Here is a 19,963-nt window from a genome sequence, read left to right as displayed (position 1 = left end):
TTCAAACTCCCTTTAAATAGCTTTTATAAACTTCTTCAAATTGACTTACAAGCTTTGGTAATTCACTATAGGTGTAATCATCTAGCTTCTTTTTCAGATACCCTTTAGAAATACACCAATTGTTCACATGTTCAATGTCTAAGGCGTGAACACCGTTTCCAGTTACCTTAGTCCAGTTCATTTCATGCGCCATTGCTAAAATCTTATTGCGCATTTTACTGATACTGTTTTCCTCCGGGTCGAGGCTTACGAGGTGCCCGATCAACGCAGCTGCTTCATTAAAACTCATTCTGCTCACTTTGGTTGTCTTTCCTGCGCTGAACGATAAAACAATACTATCCTTTTGATCACGCAATCCATGCTTACCAAGCAAGGTGTAAATCTTCTTTATTTGCGCCGTAGTACTCATCATTTTACTTTTTCTCTGTGAGGACAAAACCAGCAAGGCTTCGCCCCTGGTTTTGTCAAATTTCTGCCGCAAAGGCATTCAGTAGGTTTATCCGGTTTAGCCATTATTCACACTTTTGACCTGACCTGATATAATCCTTCCAATACTTCCAACCTGATGGTGTATGAAAGCCCCATTGTCTTTTCCTTCTGAATGTTATGACAAGCGTTGTGGCTGGCTGAAATACTTCAAGTTTATGAACAGATGGTGCCTTCCTGAATAAAATACTGCCTGCTCCATACAATGTCTTCTTAACGGGCATTAAAGCAGGATTCATTTCACTATTAAAAAACCAACCTGCATGTGATTCCCAATGGGCCTTGTAGTCTGGTCGATGCTCAACATATCCACCTTTTAAAATGATACTTATGAAGCTCCAAGGATGATCATGCATACAATCATCATCACTTAACATGATCTTATGAAGCTTGATGGCAAACCAGGGGCATGTTAACAACGAGTAACGGATCAGGTAGATTGGATTTTCTTTACCATCACGAATCCGTAATACTGTTTTCTTAAACAGATACCAGAAACGCTTTCTTTCTTCGTCTTCTTTCATAGTTTATACTTTTGCACTGGTGACAATTTCATTAATAGTATTTGCGAATAGAGGCGATTGAACACGCTCCTGAACCATATTAAGCTTTGTTTTAGCTACGCTTATATTATCCTTCAGTTCAGTTTCACGCTTCTCAAGTGCGTAGTAGTTATCGCTACGCTGGCCGTCTTTTACATCAATTATCGCCTGATCAACGATCTCCTTTTGTACTTGCTGAAGCTCAGCTTCCCAAGTCTTTAAGTTTTGCTCAAGCGCAGTTTTAAAGTCAGTGTCTGCTGCCTCCTGTTCAGGAGCAATGCGAACTGCAAGGGGATTAGGGCCAGCACCGTAAACAAGACCTTTGTTGAAATCTCTTATAGAGTGATCAACTACAGTTTCAAGCTGGCGTTTCATTTCGCGCACATCCCAAAGTGACTTCGTTAGCTCAACGTTCGCATACTTGTCAACTTGTTCTTTAAGTTCGCTTTCTCTGATCTGCGCCATTCTCATTTGTTCAACCTGGAACATGAATGATTTTAACTCTAAATGCATATCCATAAATTTGGGGTTAGTTATTACTGATTAAAAAACTGTAAAGCCTTACATCAGCCACATTGCCAAGGAAGTGACCGAACTGGTAAACCGGCCCGATGTGCCCGATTGTTAGTACTTGTATCTCCAATGTTCTCATGACACTACTGTTTTGTTTACAATTCGGTCTTCAGAAAGTCTTACAATCATTTGCATTGAAGTTTCACAGTTTAAGTGCATGTTGTGAACCATTGCTTTATAGAGTTGTCGAGCCGTATGCGAAATATTTGTATCTGGATGACGATATCCGATCACTTCTAATGCATGCATTGCATGGGAATACCAATGTTGCGGCAGGTGTCCAAATTCCGAAGGTTTAAAAGGATCAGGCGGTGTACTCATCATAAATGCACCTTCTTCAATATCAACTTCGCGTGGATCAGCAGGAACCATAAAGCACCATCTAATAAATGCAGTCAATCTTCTTCCTGGTGAGTAAGCAACTCCTGTTCTTGTCCAAATTTTTGGTTCATCATCGCAGCCTCTTACACAGGTTAGCAATGTGCCTTGTTCTCTTAAGGGTAATTCCATTACCCATTCTTGTAATACAGATTGCATATTTTTTTATTTTGTTAATTGTTAGTTTTTATTTCCATTCACTTTCCCAATACCGCTGTCGTAAGTAGGTATCGGGGTCGGCTTTGTTCTTCCAGGTATTCAATGCAAGATGCCGTTCATAATTGCCCATCTTGAAGTAAGCGTTTACCTGATCGGCTTCGCTCATCTTGTTCCAAAGCGCAATACAACGCGCCTTGTTATGCTTGATGTTGTAACGGTTCCACCACTGTTCGAAAGAAACTGTGTAACCTTCTTCAACTACTGAAAGCTTGCTGTTGCCAAACGCTTCAATAAAGTTGTCTTTGAAGATTGCAGGCAGTTTGCTTTTGAAGTAGTCGGTTTGTTCTTCGTTTAAGTCGCACTTAAGGAAGTCGATAAACAACAGCCTGCCATCAAGGCCGTACAGCACATTGATTTCGCCTGTGAAACGGGGTGAGGTTAGGATGTACTTTCTCATATTCCTTCTTCTAGTTTATGTGCGTGTCCTGATCCTACATTAAGCAGGTTTGTTACCCAATTGCGGTAATACTGTTTCGCTTTCTCGCTGAACCTGTTGTTCTCCCAAAACCAGTTGTCCGGATTCTTCCAATGGCTTATTCTCGTGTATGGGTGTTTTTTCATTTTTAGCTTTTTTAGTGGTGGTGGTTTTCTTTTCTTTTTCTGGTTCTATTCCGCTTATAATGCTTCTGAATTTTTTACCCCAATATTTCTTTGCTCCATCTTCCCAGATTACGTAAGGAACATTCCCGCCATATCTGCTCGTGACAAACGCCACGTACCCTTCAATGCGCACCTTTATTCCTGAATCGTATCTGATCTTATCTGCTGTTCTCCCGTCAGGAAGTTTACCGCTTGCATGGCTGATGAAAATGAAGGTTTTCTTTTTGAACTTCTCCTTAAGGCGTTTATAATCTTCGTAAGTGATATTCCAGTATTGAACAGAATCAATAACTATGAACTTTGGAGACTTCTTTTTACTAAGCTTCCTGTCAAGCTCTTCATAGTTCATTTCATGGTCTGCAAACTCAATCTTCCCATTGTGTTCATTTTCGCTCAACTGACGTAAAGCGGTTAGTTGCGTAGTAGCTTCAAAACCTTCTTCAAGGGCTACATAAAGCACCTTTCCAAAAGGCATGATTGCTTTTAGAAATTGCATCATGAAATTACTCTTACCGTTACCGCTCATTCCCCATACAATCATCACGAAGTTGTCAACCAGTTTGCCGAAGCTTCTGGTTATCTCATCCGGTAAGCCTTCAAGGAAGGTGTATTTTTTTTGCAATAGCTGTCGCAAGCCAAGTACCTTAGCCATTATTCTCGTTGTTTAAAATGGGATTTTGATTTATTGTTTTCCGTAGCTCAAGCGTTCTTCAAATGCTTCGAGCTTTTCTCTGAATTCACGAACAATTGCCGCGCAGGCTGTGAAATCTCCTTTTTCATACAGTGCTTTAGCTTCCAGCATGCGTTCACGTGGAAACCCTAACTTTAATCTGATTACAGGACGCTGATACCCGAACAGACTGAATTGGTGTACTACTTTATTAGTCTTCATCGGGGCCGATATAATCAGGGTCAAATACATCGTCGTCATCTTGAACCTCTTTTTCACTTAGGTCAAAATATGATTCACCACCGCATCTAGGGCATACCATAGACACGAAAACGAAGTTTTTCTTACGCTTCTCTATTCGTTCGGAAAATTTATGTTTATTCCTACAGCGAGTGCATTGCACTTCTTTGTCCTGTATAAGATTAGCCATGCTGCACCTCCATTTCTTCAAGCAGTTCTTCAGGTGCTTCATACCTCCAAATACCTAGCTGACCACGGCACTTTATAGGGTTTGAAAGCATTTTATGATCTTTTCCAATCCATGCAAAGCGATTTGGTAGGTAGTTACCAAAGGCACGTTCTTGAGGGCTCAACCAAAGCTTATCTTTTGAATTACTGGCTTCTTTATAGTTAGTTATAAAGCGCTCAGTTGCCACTGAATCAGTAATTGTAAATTTTCCAATAATAGCGCCTTGAACAAGTAATGATCTGTCACTGATACAGCGCTTAAAATGGTCGTTGATATTGATTAGCTCTAGATCGTGAAAGTCTACCTTCTGGCTTGCATGTATGTATATCTCGCCGCGATAGTTGGTATTGAAGCTTCTTGTCTCATTCAGTTTGAAGCCTTTTGCAAGCAAATACGCGAAGGGCTGTTTTATCGACACAACGCGCATTGTAATAAGCTTAGCCATGTTGCCCCTCCTTTCTGTCAATGTTAAGAACTGACCAAGTCCACGAGGCCATCAATGAAAGCAGATACCCAAACATATAACGTGTGCCTGCTGGCAGGAAATACGAAATGATAACGCCTGCAAGAAAGTACAGGAGAAGAAACACATATTTGAAAACGCGCTTAGTCATTGTTCACCTCCTTACTTCCTTCTTCCAGCTTCTTTGTAAATGTTTCATTCCAGTTCTTAACTGCTATCAGATTTTCTTCGATAGCAACGAGTAAATCATAGTGTTCATGAAGCATTATCGCTTCTCGGCCTTCTTTGCTCACGTGATGCCTTGCACCGCGCACAAACTCGATTTGCTGCTCGATTGTGGGTTTTGAGGCGTTAAGTAGTTGAGACATAGTTCTTTTTGTTTAATTGTTATCTTGTTAAAAAGGGCAAAACCCCCTTACTTATTCTGATTACTCGGGTCAGAACACCCTGCCTTTTCAGGCACGTTTAGGAGAAAAACCCGGTTTGCTTTGAACTCCGGGAAAGTCAGTGCCGGATTCCCGATCCGGCGGCGTTTGCCCATTTACAGAAGATTCCTGCCTTACATTAGTTACCAGACTTTGCTCAGGTTTATACATGTTGATTTACTTTCAATACTCTACACCTAGCAGGGTAGGAAGGGGTTTTTAAATCAATTAGCATCTTCTGCCGCGCAGCCCCCGACAAGGGGATGATAATGTCACAAAGTCTCCCTTCTTATATTTCTTCTACCTTGTGCTTCAACACAATGGTTTCTTCATTTTTCAGATCAATGCCGTAAGTGTCGATCTTGCTTTTCTTGCGCTCATCACCATTAGTGAACAGCTTCTTAAGCGGAGCGATTTTGAATTTCACATCAACGTATTGCGCAAACTTTTTCATGAACTTCACAAGGTCGAATTCTGGCGTCGTTACTACCTTTGTTTCGGTTTTTACATGCAGGTAATAGCCATTGTCAAGCTCCCAATGTCCTTTCACATCGAACATTGTATTCCTGTTTCTTTGTCCGATCTCAAGTAGTTCTTTTTGCGCAGCGTCCAGCGATGCTTGGACAGGCTCAAGCTTGCCTTCAAACAGTTTTTCGATAGGTGCTATATTCTTTTCATATTCATCCTTGTAAGGACTTAGCTTATCACGATACTGAAGGTTTATGTTAGATTGCTCATGTTCCAGATCAGCGATTACCTGTACAAGTTCAGCAGCGCGTTTTTTATCCTTCTCAATTTGTTCGCGCTTTAAGTCAGCTTTAGTTTTTTGTTTTGCGGTTACAGATTTCATATTTCAGTTTTGTTTTAAAAGTTCTCGTTCAATTTTTTTCAGCTTGTGGGCAGCTTCCTCTTTTGTGAATATCATGCTGTTCATTCTTTCTATCTGCTCAACCACTGTGCTGTGATCCTTATTCAGTGCTAAACCGATGCTCATAAAGCTTTCACCACACTGATGTCTCATTATATATGAGTACACACACCGCGCATCGCTGAAAGTCTTTTTTTTTACTGACCCCTTAATCTCAGCTACACTACACCCGAAAGCATCAGCCACCATGTTCAATACCCTCACTCTTATCGCTTCAATGTCTTTTCTCATACAACCTCCTTTCTTAATAGTGAATGAATCATCTCGCTGTAACTTTCTTCAAGCACTACACTTTGCGGATGCAGATTTTGAGCGAGTTGCTTACCATCATTATAATTCAGATAGAGCTGAAGTAACATTTCCTTATCTTGTATTGGGTACTTGCCAGACAAGGCAATAAACTTTTCGTCGCGGTTTATGAAATGGTTCTTCCACCAGTTCCAGAATACCCGACTGCTTGAAAGCATCTTTTGTCCATCTGCATCATCAGGAAGGAAGTATTTTAGGTACTTCAAACCCTCGTTGTACACGAGTTCCGCATACTGATCCTGAGTGCAATTCAGGATTTCGCAAATACAGCCCTTTAGGCGCGTTGCGCGCTCATTCCGGGCCTTCGATACGGTTTTTTTAAGATTTTTCATTTTGAGCGATTTTAAGCGGGTTTTGAGCGCGGTATTTAAGCCGCCTTCTTTAGTTTTCGCACTTTGGCCTTATGTACACCTCTTTCCACCCTTCTGAGGTCTCCTTCGTACTCATTATATATAGAGTGTATTATCTGCGCATCTGACACTCCATTTGCTTTGCAGATTTCCGCTACTTCTTCTTTGGTTGTTCCTCTTACAGATATGAATTTTCGACCTATTCGGCTGAATATTTCAGCATAGCCCTTCTTGTTCATCCTGCGTCCGCGCATGATGCGCTTGTTTAGAAATTCAGTAGCCATCATCACAATGCCACACTTTCCATAAAGCTTGTTGTAGATTGTTATGAAGAAGTAAAGAACAGGATCGGGCAGCTTATCAACTTCATCAAGAATGAGAAGTGGGTTCTCTTGTCTCATTAATATAGAAACAATCATTTCCATCATTTCTGATACATTCAGCCCAACGTTCTCTTTTCCCATTGCCTCAAGTATCTTGCGTAAGAACTCCTTGCGGTTAAAGTATTCAGAACATTCAATATGATAGACATTCTGCCTGTTTGCCTGAAACCATCTCGCGGTAAATGTCTTTCCACCACCACTAGGTACGATCATGGCAAACACGTTGCTGTATTCCTGTGCATCTTCCATGTAATGCACGATAGTTTTAAAGTCAACGGTCTCAACCATCTTCCAGGTGCCTTTTGCTGAAAAGCCTATCTGCTTACCTACATTTCGCCACATATCATCACTGATACTTTCCCAGATACCCTTCCGTATGTTTATAACCGTTGCTTCACTTACATTTTTAAGCGACGCAATAGCTTTAGATTGTGATGGATACTGCTCAATGTAGGTCTTGAGCAACATTTGAATTTCTTTTTTCTGTGAATCTGTCATAGCTTTGTAGTGTTGATTGTTATCTAGCCCTGGGCCGTTGCTGCGGCTCGGGGCGCTTTTTTTATTTTACATTTGATCGTACAAGTCGTCGTCGTTTACCGGGCCGTCAATTAGCTGCGATAGTACTTTTTGCTCTGCATCACGTTTCAACTGCTTCACCATTACGCCATCATTAAGCAGGCTTTCAGCGTCAATCCCGGAAAGCGCAAGTGTCTTTTTACGCCTCTCAGATTTTTCAGCTATCTGATTAACAGTGTTCTGTTTCTCTGCTAGGAGTGCATTTAGGTAGGTGCGACTTCCTTCAACATGATCATGCAACGCACGTGGTGAGCGTTGAGCATCAACACCAATTAATCGCACTTGTTCTTTGTCGGTTATCAGTACCCTGCTCAGATCGTAAGGATCGTAGTATACATGTACCTTTTTGTTAAGGTGTTCTAGTGGCGTACCGCCAAGAATATCATAGCTGTATCTTTGATTCCCGATCTGAATATCAAGCCCACGGTTTGTAAGGCGGGGAAGCTCACCACTTTTAGGGAGGTGGTTTATTCCGAACGTCAGCAGGAATTTTTCGTCATTCATCAATCGCTTTTGCGTATCCGGCAATGCATTCCAGGCTTCAAGCCATTGCTGATGTTTGCTTATGCCATTGCTCTGCGGCAAGTATCTAAGGCGGTGAAAGAAGTTTTCAAGTTGCGCTTCTGCTTCTGTCCCTATTAGTGGTCTTTCCTTCTTGAAAGCCTTTACCATTTCATCATTTACGCCGCGATTCTTTGCTGTGATGTTGTTACCCGTATAGTTATTTGCACCAATCTTCAGGCAACGCTTCCAGTGAGGTGAACCAAAAAAGTTTTCTATGTAACCTCTGTTCTTTGAACCTACTGGTGTCTTAACGTAGTTAGCTATAGACCGATAGTAAGGCTCAAGTGTGGCAATACCCCAATTATCAGTTTTTACTTCATGCGGAAGGAACCATGATCCTGTAATACTCCTTATATAATACATGGCATTTAGATATGCAGCATGTATAAGTGCTATTGTTCCACCATCGTCAAGTGTTCCTGCAACAGCGTAAGCATAGCCAAGAACATAGTCATTGAAGCTGTCAGTTACTACTATTGACACATAACGTTTCGTATATTTCTTGCCGTGATTTTCTTCTTCGGCATCAATGAAATACAAATCGATTACGTTATCATCACTCTCAACTAAATAGAGCGGAGCAGTTGGCCTGGTGCCCTTCACTACTCGAAGTACTTTACTCTTTAAGGCTGCGTTGCCTTCACGGAACATGATAATTTCATCTTCGCGCTTACGCCTCCAAACACCAACGGTGCTTTCGTCAATCGCTTTATAGCCGTGTTCTTTAGCCCAACGGTTATACTGCATCGTAATAAATACATCATCATACTGGTTGTGATGCGCAAGCATTTCAAGCAACACAGCTTCACTCACTTCATCTTTTATTTTCGCTGCTAGCTTGTTTCCAAAACGCCAATCGATAATAGATGCATAACCGTCGCGCAAGTACTTCTTAAGTGCGCTGTCCTGGTTCACGACAAGCCGGCGATAAGAAGTAGGAAGATCAATCTTTTCTTTCAGGTAAATGTTTTTCAAGTGTGCAAGTTGGTTCTGGAGAATTCCAACTTCCGACGCCCCTGCAACTTCTAACTTGGCTTTTACTTCGTCTAATTGATCGAGTATATCCTTCGCTTTAATGATCTCAATAACCTTATCATAGAACTGCTCGATTTGCAGGTTAAGAAGTTTCTTGATTTGCTTCTTGTCGTTGTTGACTTCCTTCAGCATGTTGAGCCAGTTAGCCGCAACGGTATACTTCTTCACAGTCTCAATAGGAAGCTTCTTGTTCTCATCATAGCGATAGGCTAGGAAGAATTCTTCTGCCTTATCATCCCACTTTACAAGTTTGCGGATAGGTTGCTTTGCAATAAACTCGTAAGGGTTGCCAAACCGTGCTTCAATCTTACGCTTATATTCATCCTTAAGTTTCTCAAAGCCGATAAGTACACTTCGTCTATCTTCAGGATCATCAATAAAAAGCCATGAAGGTGATTTCCTATTCCGTGCGGCATCCAGTGTACCTTTCGATATACCACTATCAATCGCCTCATGCCACTCTATATATAGTATGTTGTCTAAAAGCTTCATATTCGTGGGGGATTTGAAGTTTTATGAAAGTTGTTTATGGATTTCCGACTTAATTTGAAGCAGGGCACTATCATGGTCGTAGTTCCGTAGCAACCACATTAAGGCAACTGCCTCAGCACGCGACACATTCCATTTTTTTGCGCATGTATTGTGAGTATTAAAGTCTAGGCGACATAACATACCATGTAGCACTGAGAACTGAAGATGAATCATTACTTCTTTCTCAGTCTGAAGCTTTGACGCATTACCGTGCGTTTCGAAAAAGCTTATTAGGGCTTCGAAGATGTTCATCCTCTCGGTGTAGCCTACACCTATCGTAAACTTCCCCGACTTAGTTCTTTTTACGACCATTGTGTAGATAGTTTGCGTGCTTTACAATTGACCTTTGAAGGCTTTCAATCAACTCTCGTTCGCCTTGTGTGTAGTCTACTAGGGTCGCTGTGATCTCCTCATCTTCGCGCTCGCCATCACGAACCATTTGGACATACCGGTAAGAAACCCCGTGTATTCTGGCTACTGTGGCGGCGACATGATCCCGCTTTTTGTACCTCCTCGTAGTTTTTCCCATTGTTTTTATACCTTCGTTTTTAGTTCATTTCAAATGAACAATACAATGATCGTAAAAATTACGATTCTAATCAAAGAAACTTCGAATTAATTTTCGTGTATGTCAAACTTTGCCAGCAACCTGAAGATATTAAGAGCTAAAAAACAGCTAAAACAAGAAGAATTAGCGGTTTTGGTAGGAATTACCGCATCTACACTTTCTAATTATGAAGTCGGTAAAACCGAGCCAAGTTTAGATACACTCGTAAATTTTTCGAATGCGCTTGGCGTATCAATCGATGTTTTATTGAGTGCCGATGCAAGCCTAATCGAAAAAATTGCTGATCAAAAAAAACAGGAAAATGCAAGCCCAAATGCAAGCCCAAGTGCAAGCCTAATAGGTAAAAAGTACTATTCTGATGAAAATAAATTTCCAAGTCAGGTTAATGAGACCATGATGGCAATGGAAAGCAGAACACCTTATGTTGTTACAGTTGACCGCCAAGGGAGAGAAAACATTGCATTTGTGCCAGCAAAGGCGAAGGCAGGGTACTTAACAGGCTACCACGATCCTGAATTCATCTCAACACTTCCTACTTATAACTTCCCAGGGCTTCAAAATGCTACCTTCCGCATGTTCGAAATTGAAGGTCACAGCATGATTCCAACCTTCGACGATTCCGATATAGTGATAGGCCGATTTGTTGAGAATTTAAGCCAAATTCGTAATGATCGGGTGCATATCATCATCACAAAGCACGATGGACTATTGATTAAAAGGGTCTTAAACCGCGCTGTAAGTGATGGTAAATTGATTCTGAATTCTGATAACCAGAAAGACCCGCGCGAATACCCTCCAATTGTAATAGGCGTAGAAGAAGTGCTTGAAGTTTGGTATGCTGTAGCGAAGTTTACGCGCCAAATGCGCGCCCCAGGAGAGATGTATAATAAGCTTATTGATCTTGAGGCCCGATTAACCCTTTTGGAAGATAGCCAACGAAAAGCGGTAAGGTAATTGAACCAAAATTAACCCTGCTTGTACGTTTTGTTTTTTGGCACTTTATCAAAAACCGCCTTCCTGTGCAAAAATCGCACTTTTTTTATTGCTTACTATGTACGTTTAGTTTTAACCCCCTTATATTTGCAGATTGAAAGTTTTCAATATTGTTTCCGAGTAACAGCACAATCACGCTTCTGTAGACAGCTGATCACAATATAGGATTAATTATACCTTGTTGCCATACACTGATGCAATGGCAGCATACGCTATTCTCTCGTCTTCTTCTTCAGATAAGCCACTGATGCCAATACCTCCTATTACTTTTCCATCCTGTATAATTGGCACGCCACCACCAAAGCCTGTAATGCCAGGGTCGCCCCAGAACGCAGGTGGCCTGCTATTCTGATTCATGAATTCACCCATCTGCTTTGTTGATTTACGATCTCTCGCTGCGGTGTATGCTTTGTTCTGCGCTATAACAGCAGCAGCAGGACTTGCTCCATCCATTCGTAGAAATGCAATTAACTCTCCTTCAGGTCCGGCAACTGCAATAGCAATGTGCTTGTTAATTTTACCTGCTTCTACTATTGAATGACCGAGCATTTTAATTGCCTCCTGCGAACTAACTTTTTCTTGTAAAAACATATTCTAAAGGTTTAATACAGTAAGTTAAAAAGTAAGCGATAATAAACGATACTTTCTTGCGGCCATATTAAATTTAGTTAACGGCACGTTTTTATTATTCATCGCCTCAAACTAAAAACACCTTATAAATATGAATGTAGAAACACTTGAAAATTATACCTCACAGCTGTTTACTGTAGCCCCTGGTGTTTGGGGACGGAAAGAGATTTTTGTTAACCTTTATTTCATACAGGATCAGGCCACTGGTAATTGGGCATTGGTAGACGCGGGTTTAAAATGGTCTGCACCAAAAATAAAGGCAATGGCTAAAGAGCTCTTTGGTGAAGGCACAAAGCCTGTTGCAATTATTTTAACACACGGACATTTCGATCATATTGGAGCAGTTGCTCCTTTAATAAAAGAATGGAATGTTCCTGTATACGCACATTACCTCGAGTTTCCATATTTGAATGGAAAGTCTTCTTATCCGCCAGCAGACCCATCCGTTGGAGGAGGTATGATGTCTCTGATGTCGTGGGCGTATCCAACAGGTCCTGTAAATATTGCTGAACATCTTCATAAGCTTCCTGACAATGGCACCGTACCTGGTTTAACAGAATGGCGGTATGTGCATACACCTGGTCATTCTCCTGGTCATATCAGCTTATTCAGAGAAAGTGATAAAGTGTTGATTGCCGGAGATGCATTCGTTACAACCAAGGCTGAATCTGCTATCGAGGCGCTTTCAGGTACTAAAAACCTGTCAGGGCCGCCGAAGTATCTTACTTGTAACTGGGCCTCTGCAAAACAATCTGTAATAAAGCTGGAAGCATTAAAACCAGAAATTGCAGCAACAGGGCATGGTAAACCCATGTCTGGGGAAGAATTGAAGACTGAGTTATCAAAACTTTCAACTCATTTTGATGATCTTGCAATACCAGCAGAAGGTAGATATGTAAATGAACCTGCCGTCACAAATGAGCAAGGGGTGGTATTTCTACCTCCATCAAATACTGATAAACTATCAGCAGTAGTTAAAGTTATTGGGGTTACACTTGCAATAGCTTCTATCGCTGTTTTGATATTTCAACAGACAAAGAAAAAAGAAAAGCCACAGGAAGGAACAACAGGTAAGTTGGCGGATCTGTCAAAAACTTCAGTACAATTAACAAGCAGATGATTTTAATTTAAAAGGTGTTTGTGTACATATTACACAGACATCTTTTTTTCAACAGGTTCATCATAAGATGTGATCTTAGCGTTTCCAGCCATCAATGCGTTAAAGATCAAAGGATTTTCAGTTGTATATAGAATGGCGTCGTCCTTTAGACTTGCTTCAACAACAGCACGTACTTTTCCGGTAATAATTTTAGCTTTTCCTTTAGCAGCATAAACCGCTATTTCCTTGCAGCTCAAATCACGTAAGTCAAGTGTGCAATCATCGCTTATATTATTGATAATAATTTTCGCACACACACCTCTGAATGTAGCAGTACCTTTACCGGATATAGTCATTGTGACTGTATACTTAGGGGAGTAGATTATTCCGGAGATATTGAAAACTCCATCAATTTCTACTGAGGAATTACCATGATTCCCAATTACAACAGAGTCATGTTCATAGTTTCCAATAAACTCTAGCTTCTGAGCTCTGCCCGTATCCCTTTCCTTACTCTTTCTACGCATAAAACAATCCGTAACAATACCTTTTAAAATCTACACTTGCCAACCTTTAACAATTAAATAACGATTAAACGGAAAGAGTAATTCATTTGATAGGAGAAAATAGATGAAAGGCAAAAATGTAATGACGAAAAACTATGCACACGTGACCGGCGAGTAATTATGTAAATATATTTAATCACTTTTTAATCTAACATCCATTCCAACCTCTTGTATGTTTCTTCATGAGATTGGTTGTTATAAATATTCCCCTGTATGCTTGTTATTAATTCTGCTGATTTCTCTCTGGCATAACCAAACTTTATAGCAAAAAGATTACATAAGTTCATCTCCTCACTGTGCACTGATTTGTCGATTGACATCATGTGTACAAGGTCATAAAATTGATGGAACCGTTCCCGCCTGTCTTCAGGAAGTTTAAAACTTACCTTTGTAGGATTGCCGTGTATTTCTCTAAGCTGGGCCTCTGAAATGTTATTGCGTTTAGCAATTTTCAATAGCAAGTCGTGCTCCTTCAAATCCAAAACACCATCTATTGCTGCCATTTCAATAAGATTTTTCATATGGCTTCTTGCAGAGGCTTTTCCTTGCTTGAAAAGATTAAGAATGTCGGAAAAATTCATATGCAGATTTGTGGGTGTTTAAAGGTAGCCATTTTATGAATGGCTGAAAAGGGCGTGTAATGTTAATTGAAAATTAAAACACCTCGCATGTGCGAGGTGTTTTTTTGATATCTCTATTTTCCTTTCTCCAAATCTGGAAGTATAAAATCATCCAGCGGGCTCGGCAATTTCATAGTAGCTTCTATCTCTTCTACTTTTCTCGGGGCTGATGCTGATATGTGCTCATTTCCGTCTTTTGTAATCAGAAAATCGTCTTCTATTCTTACAGCTATGCTCCACCACTTTTTATCACATGGTGCATTTTCAGGAATATAGATACCTGGTTCTATAGTGATAACCATGTTCTCCTGAAGTTTATCATATGGCCCCCAATCATGAACGTCTAAGCCGATGTGGTGGCAACAGCCATGCGGATAATAAGTATGTTGTTCTGTTTCACTTTTAATAATACCTAAATCTTTCAGGCCTTTATTAATTACCGTTCTTGTTATCGCAGTAAGTTCGGCAAAGGAAGTACCTGGCTTACATGTTTTCATTGCTTCTTCCTGTGCTTTTAACACAAGCTCATAGATCTGCTTTTGTTCCGGAGAAAATTTACCTGATACCGGTATGGTTCGCGTAATGTCAGCAGTGTATCCGCGATACTCTGCTCCAAGGTCCATCAGGATTAGTTCTTTTGTAGTAATATTAGGTTTGTAATTATCGATGTAATGAAGAATGCATCCGTTATGACCTGCTCCAACTATTGATGGATAACCTAAATCTTCCGCCTGATATTTTTTAAATACATATTCGTGTATACCCTGAATCTCTCTCTCAGACATTCCAGGTTTCATTGCCTTCATTACTTCAACTTGTCCGGCACATGAGATTTTCACTGCCTTCTTTATCAGGTCAAGTTCTTCTTTTGCTTTAATACTTCTGAGACTTCCCATAATATCAACAAGACCTGTTGTATTAAGGTTATTCTTCTGCGGCTCGCGGTTTAGAGCAAGTCCGCTTTTTGTTGATGGGTAATTTACTTTGGCTTTAAACTGGTCAATTAAATCGTAAAGGTCGGCCGAATCATAGGGCTCATTTCTAACGTCGTTTTCAAAATCAATAAACAATATCTGATCAAACTTGCTGAAATCAACATTGTACTTTTTGAACTCCTTATTGTTAAAAGCATTTTCAAGACCCAACCTTGCTTTTACACCGCTGTCGCCAAGTCTTCTTCCAGTCCACATCTCGGCTCTCTCATTCCGTGGCTGAACGAAGATGATTTCATCATACTGTTTTCCATTGTTAGCTGTTTGCTTGTCTTTGAAAATCAGCAGAACGGAATTAGGTTCTTTATATCCTGTGAAATAAAAAAAGTTTGGGTCCTGATGATACACGTAATCAACATCGTTAGAGCGGTTACGCACGGCATTTGCAAAGAAAACGGCAACTGAGTTTGGCGGAAGTTTCTCCCGGAGTTTTTGTCTTCTTTCCTTATGGAATTCTTTCGTTAAAAAATCTTTGGGCTCATCAGCAGTTTGGGCAAAAACTGCGTGTGCAAATAAAATTGATAGAAATAGGGCTATGTTTTTCATACATTTTAAAATGTAACGTCAAGATGATAAAAAACCAGTAAAGTTTCTCGTCAATTAAGTTAGGCGGTATAAAAGTATCGTAGGCGGAAAACGTGTTTTCCGTAGTAATTTCAGCGTTCGACTTTATAAAAACGTCCGACGACCTTATCAAATCAATCTTTGTTCCAAATCTTTAAGCCGACTTTAGCCTGAAAAATTAAGTTATGGCACCAATAGGTAATTCAATTGAAAGAAGGTACGACCTCGCCTGGTTACGATTTATTGCAATTGTTATTCTCTTATTTTTTCACACAGGTATGCTCTTCAACCCTTGGAACTGGCATATTAAGAATAGTGAAACCAGTAATAGTTTTACTTACTGGATGATCTGGCTTCATTTCTGGCGCATGCCGCTGCTGCTCTTTATTTCCGGGGCAGGTACTTATATGGCTTTAGGTAAGCGAATCACAGCCCAATTTGTTAAAGAGCGGTTTACGCGGCTCTTCATTCCTTTAGCTTTTGGAATTTTTGTGATTGTACCCCCACAAATCTACTTCGAACATATTAGCGAGTATAAGAACTACACAGATTTCTATCCCACTATATTTAGATTTATTCCTTATCCTCAAGGTAGTTTCAGCTGGCATCACTTGTGGTTTGTGGCTTACCTCTTCGTATACTCTTTAATATCCATTCCGTTTTTAATTTTTCTTCGTTCAGAAAAATCATTCCGCTTTCGCGGGATTATAAGTAAGGCGCTATCAAATCCTGTAGCTATTTTATTTGTGCCGGCTATCTTTATCCTGATCACACAGATAATCCTAAGGCCTTACTTTCCTGAAGAGACTCACGCCTTGCTTGATGATTGGGGATTCTTCACCTTCTACTTCTGTTTCTTTCTCTTCGGCATGTTGTGCTATTCAAATAGCTTGCTTTGGGAAGCAATTGGCAGGCACCGGAATTATCTGTTAGTAGCAACTATTTTGAGTCTTATTCCTTTTTACATTACGTACTTTCATTTCAGGGAAATAATAACACTTCCGTGGGATAATAACACAGTAGAAACTATTTTTGATGTTACAGCAATCTTTGTAAGCTGGTTTTGTGTAATTACTGTAATTGCCTTTGGTCAGCACTACTTAAACAAGCCACATCCCTGGTTAAAACATTTTAATGAAGGCTTATATCCATTCTACATTTTGCATCAAACACTAATTATTGTCATAGGATACTATGTGTGTCAATTGCCCTGGAGTATAGGTATAAAGTTCTGGACGGTAAGTTTACTTACTTTACTAAGTTGCCTTCTTATCTATTTTGCTCTTATAAGGCCGTTTACACTGATGAGGATTTTTTTCGGAATGAAACCGCTGAAGAAAAAAGAGAGCGAACCTGTTCATCAGGCATTAGCCAACTAAATTTTACTAAAGAGAGATAAATAACGAAAGAGGATAGTCTACTTGATTATCCTCTTTCGTTACTCTCCTCACCATTCTCTGAAATTTCTTCCAAAAGAAAATCCGATCCCTTTCCGTATGATATAAGCTCTTTTAACTTATATCGCTCAAGGGTTAAAAGATCTTTAACCTTAAAATCACCATCTGCAAGTATATTTTCGACAATAAAATCATGAGTCTCACCATAATTAATAAGCCGATATTTTTTGCCCGTTCTTAATACATCAAACGAAAGTCCTGCCATTCTATAAGTCCTCTTCTCTTTCAAGCATTAAAATTGATGCCTGTGGAACGATGTAGTATTTTTCTCCTTCATAAACTACTTCAATTGCTCCCTTTTGTAAAAAAATTGCCAAATCTCCTTCCTGTGCCTGAAGCGGTAAATACTTTACTTGTTCTTCCTTACCTTTCCAGATGTCATCTTCATCGGCGGGAAGAGGCAGAGGGTATCCAGGCCCTACTTTTATAACAAAGCCGCTCTGAATTTTCTCTTTTTCCTGTACACCAGGCGGAAGATAAAGCCCACTTTCGGTCTTGTCGGATTGTTTTGTTGGCTTAATTAAAACCCTGTCTCCGACAACAATTAACTTCTTAAGCTTATTATCTGACGTTATTTTCATATAACCACAATAACAATGTAACAGCTGAATCCATTCTTTAGGGTCGCAAATTTAGAATTAAAAATTAATGCTGGTGTGCCGTATCTAATACTTTAAATTAGCTTGAAATGGAGGAAAGGCTTGGTTTAACGCCTCCTTCTGGTACCAGAGTACCTCCGGAGTAGCATCAGTATTGCTTCTGCCATTCTTCTGCGATCCTTCTGTCAACCTTCATAAAAAGGGCTTTTTTATGAAGAATCATTGAATCAACAGTCAAATTTCACACAATCAGTACTGATACTCTGATGCTACTATGATCAACGTTTATTGAAAGATTATCATTAAATTTTCAAACGATTACTGTTGACGATCAAAAAACTCAACTAGTTTTCGGCTTACGCATTAAAAAAACTTGGCTTATGAAATATCTTTTCAGTCTGTTAATCTTTGTTTTTAAGCTTGCCACCATAGCCTCTGCCGCAGATCCGCAGCCTCTTGCTATAGGTTCTCCTGCTCCTGATTTTAATTTGCGGGGCGTTGATGGAAAGTCACATAGACTTAGCGATTTTTCTAGCAGTTCGGTGCTGGTTGTAATATTTACTTGCAATCATTGTCCTACCGCTCAGGCATATGAAGAAAGAATAAAGCAACTTGTAACGGACTATAAAAGCAGAGGTGTTGCTGTTGTTGCCATTTCGCCCAACGATCCGCAGTCTATCCGTCTTGATGAACTGGGTTATACTGATTTAAGCGATGGCTTTGAAGAGATGAAGATTCGCGCTAAAGATAAGGCCTTTAATTTTCCATACTTGTATGATGGCGAAAACTCACAAGTGTCAATGAAATACGGACCCCAAGCTACGCCTCATGCCTTTGTATTTGACAAAGATCGTAAGCTCCGCTATACGGGCCGTATTGACGATGGTGAAAAACCGGGAACAGCGAAGGTGCACGATACACGAAATGCCATTGATGCACTGTTAGCAAACAAGCCTGTGACCGTTGAAAAAACAAAAACTTTCGGATGCTCCATAAAGTGGCCCAGCAAACGCGACTTTGCCAATGCCGCGACAGATGAATTTGCGAAAGAAAAGGTAAATATTGATGAATTAACACTCGACCAACTCAAAGCAATTCTTGCTAATAAAACCGTAAACTACAGGTTGATTAATGTATGGGCAACCTGGTGTGGCCCCTGTGTTGCAGAGTTTCCTGAGTTTGTGAACATGAACAGGATGTACAGAAACCGCGAGTTTGAACTAATTACTATTAGCCTGGACGATCTTCAGCGAAAGCAAAACGCATTGAATTTTCTTACGAAGAAACAGGCATCTTCTAAGAATTACATCCTTAATGGAGACCGATATGCTTTTATCGAATCACTTGATAAGAAATGGGAAGGGTCGTTACCTTACACTATGTTCATTGCTCCTGATGGTAAAATCCTTTACAGTAAACAAGGCGTAATTGAGCCCCTCGAAATAAAGAAACTAATCGCAGAGTCGCTGGGACGAATTTATTGATGTCTTAGGAATGCTGATAACGATGTAGTTGGTTCACCCTTTAGTTAAGTTTGATTTGAGTTGTAAAAGTAATTTTACTCGTCTGTAACGGAAACTTAGACAGATGAGCAAAACTACTCATCACATTCTATCCAAATAAATCGGCCTGGTCCTCAGAACGACTTAGTAATTTTGAGTCGATAGATTTGCTGGCTTTAGCTCCAAGCTTCTTCAATTCTTCAACTCTTCTTACCAGGTTACCACTTCCGATAGAGAGCTTCTTCATAGACTCCTCATAATATTTCTTTGATGAATCCATCATCTGCCCGAGTTTGATAAGGTCTTCTGTAAAGCCTACAAACTTATCGTACAAGTCACCAGCTTTGTTGGCAATATCCATAACATGTCTGTTCTGGTACTCCTGTTTCCAAACATTTTTGATGAGCTGTAATGAGGGTATAAGTAGGGTCGGGCTTACAAACACAATACGTTTCTCAAGTGCTTCTTCATACAACCCCTTTTCGGTTTGAATAGCAAGAATATATGCAGGCTCAATAGGAATAAACATGATGATAAAATCAAGTCCGTTATCGGCGGAAATATTCTTCTGGTAATTTTTATCGCCTAGGCTACGCATGTGTTGCCTGATGGAAACCAAGTGCCCCTTGAGTGCGACTGCTTTTTCTTCATCGGAAGATGCATTTACAAAAGTGTTGTAAGCAGTTAAACTCACTTTAGAGTCTATAATTACATGGCGATTTTCAGGAAGGCGGATAATTACATCGGGTCTGAATCTTCCTTCTGCAGTTGTAAAAGATTCTTGTATAAAATATTCGCGATCTCTTTCGAGTCCTGATTTCTGAAGAATACTCTCTAAGATGAATTCACCCCAAGCACCTTGTGTTTTAGAA

28 protein-coding genes are annotated in these 19,963 nt (G+C 40.1%); 4 read left to right on the top strand and 24 right to left on the bottom strand.

What is annotated here, in order from left to right; genetic code table 11:
* Position 1: 1 nt before the first annotated feature.
* The 17 genes from KK060_RS06570 to KK060_RS06490 form a co-directional block, all read right to left on the bottom strand.
* Positions 2–412, bottom strand: a complete 411-nt coding sequence (locus tag KK060_RS06570) for a hypothetical protein (protein ID WP_254152908.1) — start codon at positions 410–412, stop codon at positions 2–4.
* 100 nt (positions 413–512) lie between these two features.
* Positions 513–1,010, bottom strand: coding sequence for a hypothetical protein (locus KK060_RS06565; protein ID WP_254152907.1), 498 nt, complete (start codon positions 1,008–1,010; stop codon positions 513–515).
* A 3-nt stretch (positions 1,011–1,013) separates the two neighbouring features.
* Positions 1,014–1,547 carry a hypothetical protein gene (locus KK060_RS06560; RefSeq protein ID WP_254152906.1) on the bottom strand — a complete coding sequence of 178 codons (534 nt, stop codon included), beginning with the start codon at positions 1,545–1,547 and terminating at the stop codon, positions 1,014–1,016.
* A gap of 129 nt (positions 1,548–1,676) precedes the next feature.
* Complete coding sequence (locus tag KK060_RS06555; RefSeq protein WP_254152905.1) at positions 1,677–2,138, bottom strand: hypothetical protein; 462 nt, start codon at positions 2,136–2,138, stop codon at positions 1,677–1,679.
* 28 nt (positions 2,139–2,166) lie between these two features.
* Positions 2,167–2,595: an LvrA C-terminal domain-related protein gene (locus tag KK060_RS06550; RefSeq protein WP_254152904.1), complete on the bottom strand. Its 429-nt coding sequence runs from the start codon at positions 2,593–2,595 to the stop codon at positions 2,167–2,169.
* Positions 2,596–2,634: 39 nt separating this feature from the next.
* The gene (locus KK060_RS06545; RefSeq protein ID WP_254152903.1) at positions 2,635–3,450 is read right to left on the bottom strand and encodes a P-loop NTPase family protein; all 816 of its coding nucleotides are present in this window, start codon (positions 3,448–3,450) and stop codon (positions 2,635–2,637) included.
* 30 nt (positions 3,451–3,480) lie between these two features.
* The gene (locus tag KK060_RS06540) at positions 3,481–3,690 is read right to left on the bottom strand and encodes a hypothetical protein (RefSeq protein ID WP_254152902.1); all 210 of its coding nucleotides are present in this window, start codon (positions 3,688–3,690) and stop codon (positions 3,481–3,483) included.
* 200 nt (positions 3,691–3,890) lie between these two features.
* Positions 3,891–4,382 carry an ASCH domain-containing protein gene (locus tag KK060_RS06535; RefSeq protein ID WP_254152901.1) on the bottom strand — a complete coding sequence of 164 codons (492 nt, stop codon included), beginning with the start codon at positions 4,380–4,382 and terminating at the stop codon, positions 3,891–3,893.
* Complete coding sequence (locus tag KK060_RS06530) at positions 4,375–4,551, bottom strand: hypothetical protein (RefSeq protein ID WP_254152900.1); 177 nt, start codon at positions 4,549–4,551, stop codon at positions 4,375–4,377. The genes KK060_RS06535 and KK060_RS06530 overlap by 8 nt, the downstream gene beginning before the upstream one ends.
* Entirely contained in the window at positions 4,544–4,768 is a 225-nt protein-coding gene (locus KK060_RS06525; protein WP_254152899.1) for a hypothetical protein, read from the bottom strand. The genes KK060_RS06530 and KK060_RS06525 overlap by 8 nt, the downstream gene beginning before the upstream one ends.
* A 346-nt stretch (positions 4,769–5,114) precedes the next feature.
* Positions 5,115–5,675: a hypothetical protein gene (locus tag KK060_RS06520; RefSeq protein WP_254152898.1), complete on the bottom strand. Its 561-nt coding sequence runs from the start codon at positions 5,673–5,675 to the stop codon at positions 5,115–5,117.
* 3 nt (positions 5,676–5,678) lie between these two features.
* A complete protein-coding gene (locus KK060_RS06515) occupies positions 5,679–5,984 on the bottom strand; it encodes a helix-turn-helix domain-containing protein (protein WP_254152897.1) in 306 nt (101 codons plus the stop codon).
* Positions 5,981–6,394, bottom strand: coding sequence for a hypothetical protein (locus tag KK060_RS06510; RefSeq protein WP_254152896.1), 414 nt, complete (start codon positions 6,392–6,394; stop codon positions 5,981–5,983). Before KK060_RS06510 ends, KK060_RS06515 begins: the two co-directional genes overlap by 4 nt.
* A gap of 35 nt (positions 6,395–6,429) precedes the next feature.
* Positions 6,430–7,293, bottom strand: a complete 864-nt coding sequence (locus KK060_RS06505; protein ID WP_254152895.1) for an AAA family ATPase — start codon at positions 7,291–7,293, stop codon at positions 6,430–6,432.
* Between the two features lie 66 nt (positions 7,294–7,359).
* Positions 7,360–9,462 carry a Mu transposase C-terminal domain-containing protein gene (locus tag KK060_RS06500; protein WP_254152894.1) on the bottom strand — a complete coding sequence of 701 codons (2,103 nt, stop codon included), beginning with the start codon at positions 9,460–9,462 and terminating at the stop codon, positions 7,360–7,362.
* A gap of 21 nt (positions 9,463–9,483) precedes the next feature.
* Positions 9,484–9,813, bottom strand: coding sequence for a hypothetical protein (locus tag KK060_RS06495; RefSeq protein ID WP_254152893.1), 330 nt, complete (start codon positions 9,811–9,813; stop codon positions 9,484–9,486).
* Positions 9,794–10,030 carry a hypothetical protein gene (locus tag KK060_RS06490; protein WP_254152892.1) on the bottom strand — a complete coding sequence of 79 codons (237 nt, stop codon included), beginning with the start codon at positions 10,028–10,030 and terminating at the stop codon, positions 9,794–9,796. The genes KK060_RS06495 and KK060_RS06490 overlap by 20 nt, the downstream gene beginning before the upstream one ends.
* 99 nt (positions 10,031–10,129) lie before the next feature.
* On the opposite strand from KK060_RS06490, the gene KK060_RS06485 reads away from it, so the two are divergent.
* Positions 10,130–11,023 (top strand): XRE family transcriptional regulator, encoded by an 894-nt coding sequence (locus KK060_RS06485; protein WP_254152891.1) that lies wholly within the window; start codon positions 10,130–10,132, stop codon positions 11,021–11,023.
* A 210-nt stretch (positions 11,024–11,233) separates the two neighbouring features.
* Here KK060_RS06485 and KK060_RS06480 read toward each other — a convergent pair whose 3' ends face one another.
* A complete protein-coding gene (locus KK060_RS06480; protein WP_254152890.1) occupies positions 11,234–11,653 on the bottom strand; it encodes a GlcG/HbpS family heme-binding protein in 420 nt (139 codons plus the stop codon).
* A gap of 130 nt (positions 11,654–11,783) precedes the next feature.
* Here KK060_RS06480 and KK060_RS06475 point away from each other — a divergent pair, with 130 nt between their 5' ends.
* Entirely contained in the window at positions 11,784–12,812 is a 1,029-nt protein-coding gene (locus tag KK060_RS06475) for an MBL fold metallo-hydrolase (RefSeq protein ID WP_254152889.1), read from the top strand.
* A gap of 29 nt (positions 12,813–12,841) precedes the next feature.
* Here KK060_RS06475 and KK060_RS06470 read toward each other — a convergent pair whose 3' ends face one another.
* From KK060_RS06470 to KK060_RS06460, 3 genes are all read right to left on the bottom strand, one after another.
* Positions 12,842–13,318, bottom strand: a complete 477-nt coding sequence (locus tag KK060_RS06470) for a hypothetical protein (RefSeq protein WP_254152888.1) — start codon at positions 13,316–13,318, stop codon at positions 12,842–12,844.
* Positions 13,319–13,500: 182 nt separating this feature from the next.
* Positions 13,501–13,938, bottom strand: a complete 438-nt coding sequence (locus KK060_RS06465) for a hypothetical protein (RefSeq protein WP_254152887.1) — start codon at positions 13,936–13,938, stop codon at positions 13,501–13,503.
* 113 nt (positions 13,939–14,051) lie between these two features.
* Complete coding sequence (locus KK060_RS06460) at positions 14,052–15,515, bottom strand: aminopeptidase P N-terminal domain-containing protein (protein ID WP_254152886.1); 1,464 nt, start codon at positions 15,513–15,515, stop codon at positions 14,052–14,054.
* Between the two features lie 203 nt (positions 15,516–15,718).
* Here KK060_RS06460 and KK060_RS06455 point away from each other — a divergent pair, with 203 nt between their 5' ends.
* On the top strand, positions 15,719–16,912 hold the full coding sequence (locus KK060_RS06455) for an acyltransferase family protein (protein ID WP_254152885.1): 1,194 nt from the start codon (positions 15,719–15,721) through the stop codon (positions 16,910–16,912).
* A 46-nt stretch (positions 16,913–16,958) separates the two neighbouring features.
* Here KK060_RS06455 and KK060_RS06450 read toward each other — a convergent pair whose 3' ends face one another.
* Positions 16,959–17,195, bottom strand: a complete 237-nt coding sequence (locus KK060_RS06450) for a hypothetical protein (protein WP_254152884.1) — start codon at positions 17,193–17,195, stop codon at positions 16,959–16,961.
* A gap of 1 nt (position 17,196) precedes the next feature.
* On the bottom strand, positions 17,197–17,571 hold the full coding sequence (locus KK060_RS06445; protein WP_254152883.1) for a co-chaperone GroES: 375 nt from the start codon (positions 17,569–17,571) through the stop codon (positions 17,197–17,199).
* A gap of 398 nt (positions 17,572–17,969) precedes the next feature.
* Between KK060_RS06445 and KK060_RS06440 the strand changes: the two genes are divergently transcribed.
* Positions 17,970–19,073, top strand: coding sequence for a redoxin family protein (locus KK060_RS06440; RefSeq protein WP_254152882.1), 1,104 nt, complete (start codon positions 17,970–17,972; stop codon positions 19,071–19,073).
* Between the two features lie 127 nt (positions 19,074–19,200).
* Here KK060_RS06440 and KK060_RS06435 read toward each other — a convergent pair.
* Positions 19,201–19,963: DNA recombination protein RmuC (locus KK060_RS06435; RefSeq protein ID WP_254152881.1), on the bottom strand; the 763-nt coding region annotated here is incomplete at its 5' end.

The organism is Chryseosolibacter indicum, assembly GCF_018598585.1.
Taxonomy (GTDB): Bacteria; Bacteroidota; Bacteroidia; order Cytophagales; family Cyclobacteriaceae; genus Chryseosolibacter; species Chryseosolibacter indicus.
This window is presented reverse-complemented; position numbering and strand designations above follow the sequence as displayed.

Excerpts from the sequence above, each read along its gene's own strand:
- KK060_RS06490 (WP_254152892.1), bottom strand. The coding sequence starts at position 10,030 with ATGGGAAAAACTACGAGGAGGTACAAAAAGCGGGATCATGTCGCCGCC.
- KK060_RS06460 (WP_254152886.1), bottom strand. The coding sequence starts at position 15,515 with ATGAAAAACATAGCCCTATTTCTATCAATTTTATTTGCACACGCAGTT.
- KK060_RS06470 (WP_254152888.1), bottom strand. The coding sequence starts at position 13,318 with ATGCGTAGAAAGAGTAAGGAAAGGGATACGGGCAGAGCTCAGAAGCTA.
- KK060_RS06535 (WP_254152901.1), bottom strand. The coding sequence starts at position 4,382 with ATGGCTAAGCTTATTACAATGCGCGTTGTGTCGATAAAACAGCCCTTC.
- KK060_RS06455 (WP_254152885.1), top strand. The coding sequence starts at position 15,719 with ATGGCACCAATAGGTAATTCAATTGAAAGAAGGTACGACCTCGCCTGG.
- KK060_RS06465 (WP_254152887.1), bottom strand. The coding sequence starts at position 13,938 with ATGAATTTTTCCGACATTCTTAATCTTTTCAAGCAAGGAAAAGCCTCT.
- KK060_RS06540 (WP_254152902.1), bottom strand. The coding sequence starts at position 3,690 with ATGAAGACTAATAAAGTAGTACACCAATTCAGTCTGTTCGGGTATCAG.
- KK060_RS06545 (WP_254152903.1), bottom strand. The coding sequence starts at position 3,450 with ATGGCTAAGGTACTTGGCTTGCGACAGCTATTGCAAAAAAAATACACC.
- KK060_RS06560 (WP_254152906.1), bottom strand. The coding sequence starts at position 1,547 with ATGGATATGCATTTAGAGTTAAAATCATTCATGTTCCAGGTTGAACAA.
- KK060_RS06530 (WP_254152900.1), bottom strand. The coding sequence starts at position 4,551 with ATGACTAAGCGCGTTTTCAAATATGTGTTTCTTCTCCTGTACTTTCTT.
- KK060_RS06570 (WP_254152908.1), bottom strand. The coding sequence starts at position 412 with ATGATGAGTACTACGGCGCAAATAAAGAAGATTTACACCTTGCTTGGT.
- KK060_RS06480 (WP_254152890.1), bottom strand. The coding sequence starts at position 11,653 with ATGTTTTTACAAGAAAAAGTTAGTTCGCAGGAGGCAATTAAAATGCTC.
- KK060_RS06525 (WP_254152899.1), bottom strand. The coding sequence starts at position 4,768 with ATGTCTCAACTACTTAACGCCTCAAAACCCACAATCGAGCAGCAAATC.
- KK060_RS06445 (WP_254152883.1), bottom strand. The coding sequence starts at position 17,571 with ATGAAAATAACGTCAGATAATAAGCTTAAGAAGTTAATTGTTGTCGGA.
- KK060_RS06440 (WP_254152882.1), top strand. The coding sequence starts at position 17,970 with ATGAAATATCTTTTCAGTCTGTTAATCTTTGTTTTTAAGCTTGCCACC.
- KK060_RS06510 (WP_254152896.1), bottom strand. The coding sequence starts at position 6,394 with ATGAAAAATCTTAAAAAAACCGTATCGAAGGCCCGGAATGAGCGCGCA.
- KK060_RS06500 (WP_254152894.1), bottom strand. The coding sequence starts at position 9,462 with ATGAAGCTTTTAGACAACATACTATATATAGAGTGGCATGAGGCGATT.
- KK060_RS06475 (WP_254152889.1), top strand. The coding sequence starts at position 11,784 with ATGAATGTAGAAACACTTGAAAATTATACCTCACAGCTGTTTACTGTA.
- KK060_RS06550 (WP_254152904.1), bottom strand. The coding sequence starts at position 2,595 with ATGAGAAAGTACATCCTAACCTCACCCCGTTTCACAGGCGAAATCAAT.
- KK060_RS06555 (WP_254152905.1), bottom strand. The coding sequence starts at position 2,138 with ATGCAATCTGTATTACAAGAATGGGTAATGGAATTACCCTTAAGAGAA.
- KK060_RS06495 (WP_254152893.1), bottom strand. The coding sequence starts at position 9,813 with ATGGTCGTAAAAAGAACTAAGTCGGGGAAGTTTACGATAGGTGTAGGC.
- KK060_RS06515 (WP_254152897.1), bottom strand. The coding sequence starts at position 5,984 with ATGAGAAAAGACATTGAAGCGATAAGAGTGAGGGTATTGAACATGGTG.
- KK060_RS06520 (WP_254152898.1), bottom strand. The coding sequence starts at position 5,675 with ATGAAATCTGTAACCGCAAAACAAAAAACTAAAGCTGACTTAAAGCGC.
- KK060_RS06485 (WP_254152891.1), top strand. The coding sequence starts at position 10,130 with ATGTCAAACTTTGCCAGCAACCTGAAGATATTAAGAGCTAAAAAACAG.
- KK060_RS06505 (WP_254152895.1), bottom strand. The coding sequence starts at position 7,293 with ATGACAGATTCACAGAAAAAAGAAATTCAAATGTTGCTCAAGACCTAC.
- KK060_RS06450 (WP_254152884.1), bottom strand. The coding sequence starts at position 17,195 with ATGGCAGGACTTTCGTTTGATGTATTAAGAACGGGCAAAAAATATCGG.
- KK060_RS06565 (WP_254152907.1), bottom strand. The coding sequence starts at position 1,010 with ATGAAAGAAGACGAAGAAAGAAAGCGTTTCTGGTATCTGTTTAAGAAA.